The 13,016-nt window shown below is 47.8% G+C and carries 13 protein-coding genes and 1 pseudogene; 5 read left to right on the top strand and 9 right to left on the bottom strand.

Annotated elements, in window-relative coordinates:
* Positions 1-116: 116 nt before the first annotated feature.
* A complete protein-coding gene (gene sulA / locus AC0IXI_RS16050) occupies positions 117-626 on the bottom strand; it encodes an SOS-induced cell division inhibitor SulA (protein WP_064517604.1) in 510 nt (169 codons plus the stop codon).
* Positions 627-846: 220 nt separating this feature from the next.
* Here sulA and AC0IXI_RS16045 point away from each other — a divergent pair, with 220 nt between their 5' ends.
* Positions 847-1,461: a TfoX/Sxy family DNA transformation protein gene (locus AC0IXI_RS16045; RefSeq protein ID WP_413497871.1), complete on the top strand. Its 615-nt coding sequence runs from the start codon at positions 847-849 to the stop codon at positions 1,459-1,461.
* Here the strand turns inward: AC0IXI_RS16045 and yccS are convergent.
* Both yccS and AC0IXI_RS16035 read right to left on the bottom strand, forming a co-directional pair.
* Positions 1,458-3,593 carry a YccS family putative transporter gene (yccS, locus tag AC0IXI_RS16040; protein WP_471682763.1) on the bottom strand — a complete coding sequence of 712 codons (2,136 nt, stop codon included), beginning with the start codon at positions 3,591-3,593 and terminating at the stop codon, positions 1,458-1,460. The genes AC0IXI_RS16045 and yccS overlap by 4 nt on opposite strands.
* A 24-nt stretch (positions 3,594-3,617) precedes the next feature.
* Positions 3,618-4,064 carry a YccF domain-containing protein gene (locus AC0IXI_RS16035; protein WP_471682762.1) on the bottom strand — a complete coding sequence of 149 codons (447 nt, stop codon included), beginning with the start codon at positions 4,062-4,064 and terminating at the stop codon, positions 3,618-3,620.
* Positions 4,065-4,195: 131 nt separating this feature from the next.
* Here AC0IXI_RS16035 and helD point away from each other — a divergent pair, with 131 nt between their 5' ends.
* Positions 4,196-6,250 carry a DNA helicase IV gene (gene helD, locus AC0IXI_RS16030; RefSeq protein ID WP_471682761.1) on the top strand — a complete coding sequence of 685 codons (2,055 nt, stop codon included), beginning with the start codon at positions 4,196-4,198 and terminating at the stop codon, positions 6,248-6,250.
* Here the strand turns inward: helD and mgsA are convergent.
* Together mgsA and csgI are read right to left on the bottom strand one after the other, a co-directional pair.
* A pseudogene (gene mgsA, locus AC0IXI_RS16025) lies at positions 6,251-6,708 on the bottom strand (methylglyoxal synthase).
* 95 nt (positions 6,709-6,803) lie between these two features.
* A complete protein-coding gene (csgI, locus tag AC0IXI_RS16020) occupies positions 6,804-7,469 on the bottom strand; it encodes a curli synthesis inhibitor (RefSeq protein WP_471682760.1) in 666 nt (221 codons plus the stop codon).
* A 187-nt stretch (positions 7,470-7,656) separates the two neighbouring features.
* Between csgI and AC0IXI_RS16015 the strand changes: the two genes are divergently transcribed.
* Positions 7,657-8,070 (top strand): CoA-binding protein, encoded by a 414-nt coding sequence (locus tag AC0IXI_RS16015; protein ID WP_064517615.1) that lies wholly within the window; start codon positions 7,657-7,659, stop codon positions 8,068-8,070.
* A 28-nt stretch (positions 8,071-8,098) separates the two neighbouring features.
* Here the strand turns inward: AC0IXI_RS16015 and hspQ are convergent, their stop codons facing one another.
* Together hspQ and rlmI are read right to left on the bottom strand one after the other, a co-directional pair.
* On the bottom strand, positions 8,099-8,416 hold the full coding sequence (hspQ, locus tag AC0IXI_RS16010; RefSeq protein WP_471682759.1) for a heat shock protein HspQ: 318 nt from the start codon (positions 8,414-8,416) through the stop codon (positions 8,099-8,101).
* A 60-nt stretch (positions 8,417-8,476) separates the two neighbouring features.
* Positions 8,477-9,667 (bottom strand): 23S rRNA (cytosine(1962)-C(5))-methyltransferase RlmI, encoded by a 1,191-nt coding sequence (gene rlmI, locus AC0IXI_RS16005; RefSeq protein ID WP_134183542.1) that lies wholly within the window; start codon positions 9,665-9,667, stop codon positions 8,477-8,479.
* Between the two features lie 90 nt (positions 9,668-9,757).
* Here rlmI and yccX point away from each other — a divergent pair, with 90 nt between their 5' ends.
* On the top strand, positions 9,758-10,039 hold the full coding sequence (yccX, locus tag AC0IXI_RS16000) for an acylphosphatase (protein ID WP_064517635.1): 282 nt from the start codon (positions 9,758-9,760) through the stop codon (positions 10,037-10,039).
* On the opposite strand, the gene tusE is transcribed toward yccX, so the two are convergent.
* Both tusE and yccA read right to left on the bottom strand, forming a co-directional pair.
* Positions 10,036-10,365 (bottom strand): sulfurtransferase TusE, encoded by a 330-nt coding sequence (tusE, locus tag AC0IXI_RS15995; RefSeq protein ID WP_064517637.1) that lies wholly within the window; start codon positions 10,363-10,365, stop codon positions 10,036-10,038. The genes yccX and tusE overlap by 4 nt on opposite strands.
* Positions 10,366-10,472: 107 nt before the next feature.
* Positions 10,473-11,132 carry an FtsH protease modulator YccA gene (yccA, locus tag AC0IXI_RS15990; RefSeq protein WP_034456301.1) on the bottom strand — a complete coding sequence of 220 codons (660 nt, stop codon included), beginning with the start codon at positions 11,130-11,132 and terminating at the stop codon, positions 10,473-10,475.
* A gap of 226 nt (positions 11,133-11,358) precedes the next feature.
* Here yccA and AC0IXI_RS15985 point away from each other — a divergent pair, with 226 nt between their 5' ends.
* Positions 11,359-12,987 (top strand): ABC transporter substrate-binding protein, encoded by a 1,629-nt coding sequence (locus AC0IXI_RS15985; RefSeq protein ID WP_471682758.1) that lies wholly within the window; start codon positions 11,359-11,361, stop codon positions 12,985-12,987.
* Positions 12,988-13,016: the final 29 nt, after the last annotated feature.

Raw genomic sequence — 13,016 nt, 5'->3', positions numbered from 1 at the left:
ACACTCTAAAGATTTGCTGGAAGGCCGCCTGGAGCGGCTTGGGACGCGGATTCTTGATAATTCACAATGAATTGTCAAGGGTTCATAAAAAGTTCCAAGAATTCTCTTAAATTTACTTAATGATACAAACTAGAATGAATTTTTAGCTCACTTCGTGGTCGACATCCTGTTTCCGAGATACGGGTTGGTCGCATAATGAAGCCGATTGCATTCCCCATTTCGGCAGCAGATGACAGTTGCAAATGCTCTTCATCCGTCAATTCTTCAGGTAACCAACCGATAACAACGCTGTAATTTCCTGTCTGCAATGCTTTTACCATAGCATCTACGGTGAAAAGTGGATCTAACTGGCTCACTTGCATAACTTTTGCCAGCGGAAGACCTGCCGATTGTAGCCACTGACGACTTAATTTCTGCTGTGGTGTTAGCCACAGCTGCCAACGTGACTGTTGCCCCAGTTGTTGAAGCAGTGGCAATAAAACCAGTTGTGTAACCCATGGCTGATCTTCGCTGTAGATCACTTCACTGATCAACCCTTTAATGTTGTTACCCGCAGATGACTGGGCCGTAGAAGGCACAGCATTTGTAACAGTGGCAACCTGAGTTCGAACGTTATGTGAATGCATCGTTAATCCCGCCTGATGGGTTACTGTATGGATATACAGTAATGCCTGTTTGGATAAAGATCAATCTAAATTTCGGAAAGTGTCTCGCAATTTCATCATGTAATTCGACGGAAAGTGAGAATGTGATTGCGGTGAGTGATTAGGTTACTTATTTTCGTATTACAGGGAGCGCTAATAAACCGTATCGATAAATTACAGCATGATATTTAAGGATATATTCATGAAAAAAAGATCTTATGCGAGGATTCATCAATCTAAAGAATACTTATCCCCACTGGGAGAAATTGGCTGCCGGTCACTATTTGGTGGGTATAGCTTGATGGTAGAAAACGTTGTGTTTGCCATGGTTTCAGAAGGGGAACTTTATCTGCGAGCATGTGAACAAACGGAAGTCTATTTTGTTAAACGAGCCTCGCAGCCTCTGCTTTACAATAAACGTGGACGTACTATCGAACTCAATTATTACCACGTTGATGAGGGGTTGTGGAGCGATCGTGAAAAGTTAGTTCAACTGTCAATGGATGCTCTATTCAGTGCCCGGCGCGAAAAATCCCGGCAGCGTGCTCAGCAAAGGCTTAAAGATTTACCCAATTTAACGCACAGTCTGGAGATGATGTTGTGGGAAGTCGGTATTGCTGATGTGCGTACCCTTCATGCCTTCGGCGCAAAGCGCTCTTGGATAAAGCTCAGAGGCGTTAAGAAAGGGCTTGGCGTACAGGTATTGCTGGCATTAGCTGGCGCTATTTGCGGAATTCATGAAGCCGCACTCCCGGCGGCAACACGCCAGGAGTTGGTCGAGTGGGGACATCATTACGAGAAACGCCAAAGACGTTAATTGTGTTGTTGTGACACAAGTTGTTGAAGGCGCGATATTTCTGGTAATAGCGCAACCAGCAGACCAATCTGCTGAAGCACCAGTGGCTCTTTGGAGTCTGGTTGCGGTTCAAGTGTGGTTATACGTTCAGATAGTCCCTGAAGTGCTTTTTGTACTCGCTCTTCATCTGCTGGCAGGTGATGAAGTGCATCGTCGACGTAGCACACAGCATCATCAAGCAGTAGCAAAATATCCTCGTTTATCAGTTTTTCACGATGTGCACCCAACGCTGAGATATAGCTGTTGAAGGTGTGATTCAGACACAATAGGCGAAATGCTGTTTCCCGCATCTCCGCTGAAACACGCGGTTCAGACGACATATTCGACACAACTGAAGCCAGTTCAGCATCTTTATTATGTGCGTCCCGGCGTGCAATACGGTACTCAAGCCTATTGTCACGACCCTGGTGATATTGCTCAAGAATCGCATCCAGATAACGGCAGTTAGCGTTAAATGCACGCTCCACCACTAATGGCAACCGGCGAAAACGCCAGTCAGGCCAAATGAAACTTACGGCGGCCCAGGCGATGGCACATCCTAATAAGGTATCGAAGATACGTGGCATTGCGACTTCAAATCCTTCGCCCAACAGGTTGAAACAGAGCAACACCAGCAAGGTGATAAACATGGTGGCGTGCGCATATTGCACATTGCGAAAAGCAAAGAAGAGCACGCCAGTAATCACAATTAAAACAAGCTGTCCTTCAATTGATGGCACAAAGAACAATACCGGAAGCCCGACGGCCACACCCACCAAAGTACCAATAATACGCAAAGCCAGGCGGCGGCGAGTGGCGCTGTAGTTAGGTTGGCAAACGAAGAGACTGGTCAAAAGTATCCAGTAGCCATGTTTTAACCCGGTGAATTGAATAAATGCATAGCCGACGCACAGTACAACGGACATGCGCACCGCATGGCGGAATAACGCTGATTCTGGTGTTAAATTGCGTTTTAATCGCTGCCAGATATCTCCAAAGCCAGTTAAGCGATCATCCAACAGGCGGTTTTCAATATCGCTGTGCGGAGCGGCGAGGGCTTGTTCAGATTCAATAGTGGCTAACTGAGCATCAATGGCGCGCAAATTACTCACCAGGAAGCCAAGTGCTTTTAATTCACTCGCCAGATACTGATCCGTTTTTAATCTCTCAATGGCGGCGTCAAGATGGGTAAACGCGCGCTCGAACCGTGGGTCATGTTGATATTTCACGCGTAATAAAACGGAGCGTGAAAGCTGCAAGCAGGCCTGAGATTGCATAGTTAACAGGCGTTGAAAGCGAAACATAATGTCGCTGTAGCGAAACTTATCGCGCAGTGCCTGGTACTGGATGTGGGAAGAGCTGGCGCGCTCGTGAATATCCTGAGCGACAAAATAGTAGTGCAGAGTCCGCCGAGTGCCTCTCTGTCCACGATCTCCGCGTAAGCGTGTCAGCAACGAACCTTTGGTTTGATTCAGCACTGTCACAAGCTGGCTATTTGCCATCGCGAGCTCAAGCATTGGTGCCTGGCTTTCTTCTTCGATATCCGGGTCAAATAGGGTTGCTTTGACTTCGAGATAACGCGCGAGGCTCTCATAACAGCGAGCCAGGTTATCCTGAAGCGGTCGAATTGGGAATATAAGATGCCCGGCAAGCGTCAGTAAGTTGTACCAGATTGCACCTGCCAGCAGCAAAATGGGTTGTTGATACCAGTGCTCGTACAGAGAAATGCCGAGCATGGTATAGATGGCGATAAGCAACGCCCCAAATGCGATAGTGGCGTACCGCTGACCTAACCCACCCAGAAGAATGAACCCGCTGGTAGAAACCATTAGCCCAATACCAAACAGCACAGGCCATGGATATAACAACTCCACCGACGCGGAAGCGATGAAGAAACTAACCAAAGTAATCAGAAGATTACGTAAACGGCCGGTGAGACGGTCATCTAAATCTGCAAGAGCTGCTGCAACAACGCCAAGCGTTAACGGAATAGTGAGCTTGACCTCGCCCAACCACCATGGGAACGCAGCAGTGCCTGTAAGCGCAATGAAAATACGTAAGTTATAGAGCCAGGTGCTGTTCCAGGTATAGCGGCGCAAAATTGGGCTAAGCATTAATACTCACTATTCTTGTCAAATTTACTGGAAACGACGTCGTGCATTAGCTTCACGTGCAGCCTGTGCAGTTTCTACAGAAACGACACGGCGACCCACAGGCCAAAGTGCAATCTCTGCTATCTTGAAGTTAGCGATTCCTACAGGAATGCCGATAATAGTGATGCACTGTGCAATCCCGGTACAGATGTGCAGCACACAGAGCCACCAGCCGAAAAACACCAGCCAAAGAATGTTTAGCAGCGTACCGCCGGTGTTCAGGATGGCGCTTTTACCCTGCGGATTGAGATCATCAACATGGACAGCTTCGTTGCCGTACGGAACGAACGAGAGTTTAGTTATCTCCCAGCAGGAACGAGTCAGCGGGAGAGTGAAAATAAAAATGATACTGACGAGAGTGGCCAGCAACCAAGAGAGAGTGGTGAGAAAACCACCCAGTACAAAGTTCAATACATTAAGGACTGTACGCATAATCACTCTTTGTTGGTATGAATGTTGATAAATGAATAACCACAGCAATTGTAACGCGTTTTTACTCTGGAGCGTCATTCCTTCGGCGGGTAAACTTAACCACAACCATTTTTTGGATCAGGCAAAGCGTAATGGAATTGAAAGCGACCTCCCTTGGCAAACATTTAGCACAACATCCCTACAATCGGGTGAGATTACTGACTGCGGGTGTAGAGGTAAAGGGTGATCGTCATGAATACCTTATTCCATTCAATCAGTTAATCGCAATTAATTGCAAGCGCGGTCTGGTTTGGGGCGAGCTGGAATTTGTCTTGCCCGATGATAAAGTCGTGCGTTTGCATGGTACGGAATGGAGTGAAACGCAACGCTTCTATCATCACCTGAGCGAACTGTGGCAGAACTGGAGCACTGAAATGAGCGAAGTGGCAGCTCAGGTGCTACAACAGCAATATGCCGAAATAACACGCAGGGTTCAGCAAGAGAAATGGTTTAAACGCAGTGATATGCAGGCGTTACAGCAAAATGTTCGCGCTGCGTTTTCAGCGCTACCGCTGCCATTAGCACGGCTTGATGAATTCGAAAATTGCCGCGAACTTTGGTTTCATTGTAAAGCCTGGCTTGAACAAGGTGATACGCGCCGCCATCAACGCAATACCGCTTTTACCAATCACATGCTGGAAAAGTATGCTGATTTTTTCCAGCACATCGAAAGTTCTCCGCTGAATCCTTCTCAGGCTCGTGCTGTCGTCAATGGCGAAGATTCGCTATTAGTGCTCGCGGGGGCGGGGAGTGGCAAAACCTCCGTTCTTGTTGCACGTGCCGGTTGGCTATTACAACGCGGCGAAGCCAGTGAAGAGCAAATCCTGTTGCTGGCATTTGGGCGCAAAGCTGCGCAGGAGATGGATCAGCGAATTGCCGAACGCTTGAATACCGATGCTATCTCCGCTCGTACGTTTCATGCTCTTGCACTGCATATCATTCAGCAAGGTAGTAAAAAAGTACCGCGGGTTAGCGAACTGGAATCCGATACTTCGGCACGTCACAAATTGCTAATTGAAAGCTGGCAACAGCAGTGTCGTGAGAAAAAAGCGCAGGCAAAAGGCTGGCGTGAGTGGTTACGAGACGAGCTGCAATGGGACGTGCCGGAAGGGGAATACTGGAAAGATGAACGATTGGCAAAGCGTCTGGCAAGCCGGTTAGATCGCTGGTTGGGATTAATGCGTATGCATGGTGGTTCGCAGGCAGAAATGATTGCCGAGGCGCCTGAAGAGATCCGCGATCTCTTTGCCAAACGCGTCAAGCTGATGGCCCCTTTACTGAAAAGTTGGAAAACTGCGCTGAAAGCTGAAGAAGCAGTCGATTTTTCAGGCTTGATACATCAGGCTATTAATGTGCTGGAAAAGGGGCGGTTTATTAGCCCGTGGAAGCATATTTTAGTGGATGAATTTCAGGATATCTCGCCGCAGCGTGCAGCACTGCTGGCGGCACTCAGAAAACAAAACTCGCATACTTCGCTATATGCGGTGGGTGATGACTGGCAGGCAATTTATCGATTCAGTGGTGCAGAAATGTCGCTGACCACCGCTTTTGCTCACCATTTTGGCGATGCAGACCAGTGTGCGTTAGATACCACTTATCGCTTCAACGATCGTATAGGTGAAATAGCGAATCTGTTCGTACAGCAAAATCCGCATCAGTTGGCTAAGCCATTAAATAGTCTATCTAAAGGCGATAAAAAATCCGTCACATTATTGGCTGATGACCAGCTCGAAGCGCTGCTGGATAAGATGAGCGGGTATGTGAATCCGCAGCAGCGCATTCTCGTTCTGGCCCGTTACCATCATTTACGCCCGGCGATTCTGGAAAAGGCAGCAACACGCTGGCCAAAACTCGCCATTGATTTTATGACTGTTCATGCCAGTAAAGGGCAGCAGGCTGACTACGTTGTGGTGTTAGGCTTACAGCAGGGTAAAGATGGTTTCCCGGCTTTGGCTCGAGAATCGGTAATGGAAAAAGCATTATTGCCGCAGCCGGAAGATTATCCAGATGCTGAAGAAAGGCGATTATTGTATGTGGCGATGACGCGGGCCCGTCATCGAGTCTGGCTTTTATTCAACAAACAGGAGCCGTCCAGTTTTGTCGATATCCTGAAACATCTTGGCGTGCCCGCAGCAAACCGACCGTAATTACTTCAGTCGTTCTGCCAGATAACGTGCGTAATCGGGGATTAAAATTTCAACTGCCTGATTAAAGCCCGGCGACTGAATAATAAAATCGGCGGTTGATAAGTTAGTTGCAACAGGTATGTTCCACACAGTTGCCAGACGTAGTAATGCTTTAACGTCAGGATCGTGTGGAACTGCATTAAGCGGGTCCCAGAAGAAAATCAGCACATCAATTTTCCCTTCGGAAATCAACGCACCGACTTGCTGATCGCCGCCCATCGGGCCACTAAGCATAGCGTTGACATCAAGACCGCTGCCACGCTGGATGAGATTTCCGGTGGTGCCGGTCGCGTACAACACGTGATGTGAAAGATTAACTTTATGGCGCTCCACCCATTTCAATAAGGCGTCTTTACAGTGGTCATGTGCAACCAGCGCAATATGTTTTTTTCCCCCAGGGTGCGGGTCGTTAATTCCATTGGTTAATCCTGATTGATTTATATTGGCTACAGCTTACTGGAAGCCACTGATGCTGCAAGAGAAGGGTGTCAAAAATGCGGGGTTTGGAAGCCAATTATTGTGTTGGATTATCTTTTGCCCATTGCAAGAAACGGTCGCGGGTAGGTTTATCTGCTTGTAGAAACCAATATCTGAGGCGCTGCTCGATTAACGTATCGGATTGACGAGGCGGAGCGTCGAGTTCAGATGTTTTCGAGAGTAGTTCGCTGTCGTCTGCCATCATCGTGGCGAATCCTTTTACCGCCGCCGTTTTCCCCGATTTGTTGTAAACCTGAGTATCCCGCTCGTAGTCGATTCCCTGTGATGCGTTTTTAACCAGCAAAATATCCACTTTCGATGGGATGACTCCAGCATCACCATCGAGCAGTTGAAGATGAGGTGCCAGGTCAAATTCATCGCTGTCTTTATCATTTTCAATACGTGGAATATTGAAATTTACCTGGCTGACTTCTTTGGTATCGAAACTCACCACTAAAGGTGGGGAAATATAAAGGCGCTGTTCTCGCGTATTGGTTCTGATATTTTTTTCTACACGAAATACTAACTGATGCGGACCATTGTCCAACTCAATGCTATCAGCACCTCTTAGCAAAGAACTGGAAACTTTTTTCCCATCCAGTACCAGCAAGTCGATCTCTGTGGATAGGCGCAGGGTTGTCGCCCTCGATTCACAAGGCAAAAGAAGGATCCAACATAGTGCGATTAAGAACACGGTTCTCATCAATTTCTCCTGCCAGAGGGTAAATAGGACCATCCCTTACTGAATGTTTCAAAATTTTTCATACGGGCGCCTCATTAACATATAGACATATTCCCAATAATTGCTCTACTACCTGCGTATGGGAAAGATGGTGAGACAGTAACGGATGGCATACACTTTTGATTACTGAGTCCCAGCGGAGAGAGTGATGAAACAGGCTGATATCGAAACTATTCTAAAAGATACCCGAACAATTGCGCTGGTCGGTGCCAGTGATAAGCCAGATCGCCCAAGCTATCGGGTGATGGCGTATTTGCTCGATCAAGGATATGAAGTGATCCCGGTGTCCCCAAAAGTGGCGGGTAAAACCCTGCTAGGGCAGCAAGGTTATGGCTCACTTGCGGAAATCCCTAAGAAAGTTGATATGGTCGACGTGTTCAGAAATTCGGAAGCAGCATGGGAAGTGGCACGCGAAGCGATAGCCATTGGCGCCAAAACGTTATGGATGCAGTTAGGCGTGATTAATGAGCAAGCTGCTGTCCTTGCACAAGATGCCGGTTTAAACGTGGTGATGGATAAATGCCCGGCGATTGAAATCCCGAGACTAGGTCTGGCTAAATAATAAAAACCCCGCGATTGCGGGGTTTTTGCTAATTACGCAGGCGAGGTGCCTGAAGCTGTTGCCGTATCGAAGCCGCCAATTCATCCATCGACGGTTGTTCGGGATGCTCGTCTTGTGACTCCCCACTTAACTGGGCTTCAGCAAGATAGGTGTGCACGGCCTGGCCATCATCATCTTCCATCACTACATGATACCAGGGGGCACTACGGAGGACATCATTGTCGGCCAGTTCATCTTCTCCCGGTTCATCCAGAGAATATTCCGGGTCGATATCGACCACTACCCCAAGATAACCCAACAAAGAGTGTCGTACTTGCTGGCCTATGCCGAATTTGCTGGCAATCATAGTCACCTCCTGAGAAACATTACCTGCCATTAATGTGCGGGCAAGTTTTTGTAATTCAAGTTACATGATGCGACAGGCAAACCCTTTCAGATACAGCCCTTCCGGGTAGGTGGCGATCACTGGGTGATCGGCGGCCTGACGGAACTGCTCTATAAATTGTACATCACGCCCGGCATCTACGGCGGCATCAGCGATGATTTTCTGGAATAAATCTGTCGTCATTAAACCAGAACATGAGAACGTCATCAGAATGCCACCCGGATTCAACAGCTGAATTGCCAGCATATTGATATCTTTGTAGCCACGGCAGGCACCCATCAGCTGGTTCTTATTCTCGACGAATTTTGGTGGATCCATAATGATAACGTCGAACTTCTCACCCTGATCGCGGTATTTGCGCAGCAGTTTGAATACATCATCACGCACGAATTCAGCTTTGCTCAGGTCGAGTTTGTTCAGCTCAACGTTTTGCTTCGCAACATCTAATGCATCCTGAGATGTATCAACACTGACAACCTGGCTGCAGCCACCCATTAATGCGGAAACCGCAAAACCGCCGGTGTAAGAGAAGCAGTTCAGCACGCGCTTATCTTTCACGTACTGGCGAGTTGCAAAGCGGCTATCGCGCTGGTCAAGGTAGTAACCCGTTTTATGGCCGCCTTTAATATCGACCAGCAACTTCATGCCGTGCTCTTCGATTGGCAACAAATCAGGTGGGAGTTCACCGCTGACTGGACCTTGCGTCAGTTCCATTCCTTCTTTCTTACGCACCGCAACATCGGAACGGTCGTAAATAGCGCATTCTGGATAGAGATTTTGCAAAGCAGCAATCAGCGCAGGGCGTTGATATTCCGCGCCAGCGGAAAGTAATTGCAGCACAAGGAAGTTGCCGAAGCGGTCAATCGTCACACCTGGCAAACCATCAGATTCGCCAGCAATCAGACGATAACTATCCAGTCCGTCACGAGCCGCGAGCCATTCACGCCAGACCTGTGCCTGCTGCAAACGACGAGTGAAGAAATCAATGTCGATGCTTTCATTAGCATCGAAAGTCCAGACGCGTGCACGAATTTGCGAAGATGGTGAATAAGCGGCGCGTGCCAGCCATTTGCCATTGCTGTCGACAACATCAATTGTTTCACCGAGATTGGCTTTGCCTTCCATGCGTGCAACAGCACCAGAAAACACCCACGGATGACGGCGCAATAACGATTTTTCGCGCCCTTTGGTTAACACTAAACGTACACTCATAATTTGCTATGCTTTCTTGCTAAGAATTTGGCGCCATTTTCCGGGTTAGACCGGCTAAATGCAACGCAAGAACCCGAAACGGAGGAAGTTATGGCCACAGTATGCACACTTGCCTGGGTCCACGGCCTGGTTCAGGGGGTTGGGTTCCGCTACAGCACCCAGCGTGAAGGGTTAAAACTGGGATTAACCGGTTATGCCCGTAACATGGATGATGGTAGCGTTGAGATATTAGCCTGCGGCGAAGCGCAGCAGGTTGATAAACTTATCGCGTGGCTAAAAGCGGGAGGGCCACGCAGCGCTCGGGTCGATAAAGTGCTGACTGAGCCGCATCAACCCGATTGCCAATGGAGCGATTTCAGTATTCGCTACTAAATGCACTTCACTGGTTTTGGCAGGCCAGCAATTTTTGTTGCCTGCTTAGCCGGCCCTTTTGGGAACAAACGGTACAGATAGCGGCTATTGCCTTTCTCTTCGCCAAATTTGTTAGCCATCGCTTTGACTAACATACGAATCGCCGGGGAGGTATTAAATTCGAGGTAAAACTCGCGCACGAATCTCACTACTTCCCAGTGTTCAACTGCAAGGGTAATACCTTCATTGGCGGCGATTGCTTCGGCAAGCGGCTCACTCCACTCCTGGCTGTTTTTCAGATAGCCATCGGCATCTGTTTCTATTTCTCGGCCTTCAAACATCAACATAATTATTCTTTGCTCCAGACAAACTAGCGGCAGTGTAGCAAATTTTGGAGTATCAGAAAAAACAAAGCCCCGCGATAGCGAGGCTTTGGATAGGGAACAAGCAACGATTAGTCGCGGCTTGCGAAGCCCAGGATGCTCAACAGGCTGATAAAGATGTTGTACAGGGAAACATACAAGCTCACCGTTGCGCGGATGTAGTTGGTTTCACCACCACGGATGATATTGCTGGTTTCAAACAAAATCGCGCCAGAAGAGATCAGAATAAATACCGCGCTGATTGCCAGATGCAGAGCAGGCAGTTGCAGGAAGATGTTCGCAACCATACCCACCAACACCACGACTACGCCTGCCATCAGCATACCGCCGAGGAAGGACATGTCTTTTTTGGTGGTCAGCACATAAGCCGAGCAGCTAAAGAACACCAGCGCCGTACCGCCTAATGCCATCCCAATCACATCGCCCATACCGGCAGAGATGTAGGAATTAAGCATTGGGCCGAGGATGTACCCCAGGAACCCGGTGAACGCGAAGGCAGCAAGGATACCCGTCGGTTTATCAGCCAGACGGTAAGTTAAAAACATCAGACCATACATACCAACCAGCGTCAGAATCAGACCTGGAGATGGCAGCATCAACACGGTGCTTGCGGTTGCGGTAATCGCAGAGAACGCCAGCGTCAGGCTGAGCAAGAAATAGGTATTACGCAGTACCTTGTGGGTACTTAGCAGTGACGAACGGTCACGCGAGGAAGTAATTATGCGATCCATTCAGAAACTCTCTCTTATTACAGGTGTATATGGTGACTGAGAATAATAGCCTCCTTTATTGCAAGGAAGCCCTTTTACCCATCTTTACCTTGCTCTGATTTAATTCACAGATTCGATATCTGTCATAAAACTCACTTATATGTGGCTGAAAATTATTGCTTTAATCATTTCGAATGCTAAGAGTGTTAACCCTACCGTCGTTAATAACTCAAATAAGGCGTGTTTAATGAAAGCAAATAACCACATCACAATTATCAGATCGTTTGTCGCTATTGGCGTAGCGTGTGCAATTTCTGGAGCCTGGGCTGCCAATGTGCCAGCAGGAACAGAGTTGGCAGCAAAACAGGAATTAGTTCGTAACAACGGCAGTGAGCCCGCCTCGCTTGATCCTCATAAAGTCGAAAGCAGTGTTGAGTCGAGTATTATCAGTGACTTTTTTGAAGGTTTGGTAGAAGTACGCAACGATGGTTCGATTGAACCAAGGCTTGCTGAAAAATGGGAACAGAAAAGCAGTACGGTTTGGGTTTTCCATCTTCGCCCTGACATTAAATGGTCCAATGGAGAGCCGATCACCGCTGAAGATGTAGTCTGGAGTTGGCAGCGTCTGGTTGACCCCAAAATAGGATCACCTTATGCGAGCTATCTCGGCAATATGCATGTTGAAAATGCGGCAGATATTGCGGAAGGGAAAAAATCCCCTGATACGTTAGGCGTTAAAGCGTTAGATGATTCGACTCTGCAAGTGACGCTAACTCAACCTACCGCTGCATTCCTCGCGATGCTTGCACACACCTCGCTGGTGGTTGTTGATAAAGCAGTCGTAGAAAAGTTCGGCGACAAATGGACACAGCCCGCGAATTTTGTGAGTAGTGGGCCATACACACTTTCTGATTGGGTGGTAAACGAAAAAGTCATTGGGGTGCGTAACAAAAACTATTGGGACGATAGCCACACCGTTATTAATAAAGTGACTTACTTACCCATTGCTTCCGAAACTGCCGATATCAATCGCTATAAAGCAGGTGAAATAGATATTGTTTTAACCGTCCCACAGACACAGTTTGCTTCATTAAAAAAATCTATTCCGGATCAGGTCCATGTGACACCGAAGCTTGCAACCTACTACTACCAGTTCAATACAACCAAAGCTCCATTTAATGATCCGCGCGTTCGCCGGGCGCTCAATATGGCGTTGGATAAAGACATTATCGCTGAGAAAGTATTAGGTCAGGGGCAGATCCCTGCCTGGGTTATCAGTCAGAAAAACATCGGTGGTGTCGAACTAAAATCTCCTGACTATGCGTCCTGGAGCCATGAAAAGCGTGTAACTGAAGCCAAAAGACTACTGGAAGAGGCTGGATTTAATGCGTCTCACCCATTGAGTTTTAATCTGTTGTACAACACCTCTGAATCACATCAGCGCATTGCGATTGCGGCCAGTTCAATGTGGAAGAAAAATCTGGGTGTTGAAGCGAAGTTGCAAAATCAGGAATGGAAAACGATGCTTGATACCATGCACAACGGGACTTTTGACGTGGTGCGCTATGCGTGGATTGCTGATTACGACGATGCGGCGACGTTCCTGAATAACTTCCGTACAGGCGATAGTGAAAACACCTCGAAGTACAGCAATGCTGCTTTTGATGACGCTCTGAAAAATGCAGCGAAGGCAGACAACGTTGCCCAGCGCGGCAAGTTCTACCAACAGGCCGAGGATAAATTGGCGGAAGATGTGCCAGCGATTCCCGTTTATCACTATGTTTTAGTCCAGTTAGTGAAACCTTATGTTGGTGGATACGCGCCAAATAATCTTGGTTTCTACTACACCAAAGATATGTTTATCAAAAAACACTAGGGCGCATTTCATTGTGGGCGGCTAAACCC

The organism is Buttiauxella sp. AC038 (assembly GCF_979253565.1).
Note: the sequence above shows the minus strand (reverse complement) of the source record. Positions and strands in the feature narration are given on the sequence as shown.

Bases quoted from the DNA above. Each gene is read 5' to 3' on its own strand.
- yccS (WP_471682763.1), bottom strand. From the start codon at position 3,593: ATGCTTAGCCCAATTTTGCGCCGCTATACCTGGAACAGCACCTGGCTC.
- sulA (WP_064517604.1), bottom strand. From the start codon at position 626: ATGCATTCACATAACGTTCGAACTCAGGTTGCCACTGTTACAAATGCT.
- yccX (WP_064517635.1), top strand. From the start codon at position 9,758: ATGGCCACAGTATGCACACTTGCCTGGGTCCACGGCCTGGTTCAGGGG.
- csgI (WP_471682760.1), bottom strand. From the start codon at position 7,469: ATGAGAACCGTGTTCTTAATCGCACTATGTTGGATCCTTCTTTTGCCT.
- hspQ (WP_471682759.1), bottom strand. From the start codon at position 8,416: ATGATTGCCAGCAAATTCGGCATAGGCCAGCAAGTACGACACTCTTTG.
- rlmI (WP_134183542.1), bottom strand. From the start codon at position 9,667: ATGAGTGTACGTTTAGTGTTAACCAAAGGGCGCGAAAAATCGTTATTG.
- helD (WP_471682761.1), top strand. From the start codon at position 4,196: ATGGAATTGAAAGCGACCTCCCTTGGCAAACATTTAGCACAACATCCC.
- AC0IXI_RS16045 (WP_413497871.1), top strand. From the start codon at position 847: ATGAAAAAAAGATCTTATGCGAGGATTCATCAATCTAAAGAATACTTA.
- tusE (WP_064517637.1), bottom strand. From the start codon at position 10,365: ATGTTGATGTTTGAAGGCCGAGAAATAGAAACAGATGCCGATGGCTAT.
- yccA (WP_034456301.1), bottom strand. From the start codon at position 11,132: ATGGATCGCATAATTACTTCCTCGCGTGACCGTTCGTCACTGCTAAGT.
- AC0IXI_RS16015 (WP_064517615.1), top strand. From the start codon at position 7,657: ATGAAACAGGCTGATATCGAAACTATTCTAAAAGATACCCGAACAATT.
- AC0IXI_RS16035 (WP_471682762.1), bottom strand. From the start codon at position 4,064: ATGCGTACAGTCCTTAATGTATTGAACTTTGTACTGGGTGGTTTTCTC.
- AC0IXI_RS15985 (WP_471682758.1), top strand. From the start codon at position 11,359: ATGAAAGCAAATAACCACATCACAATTATCAGATCGTTTGTCGCTATT.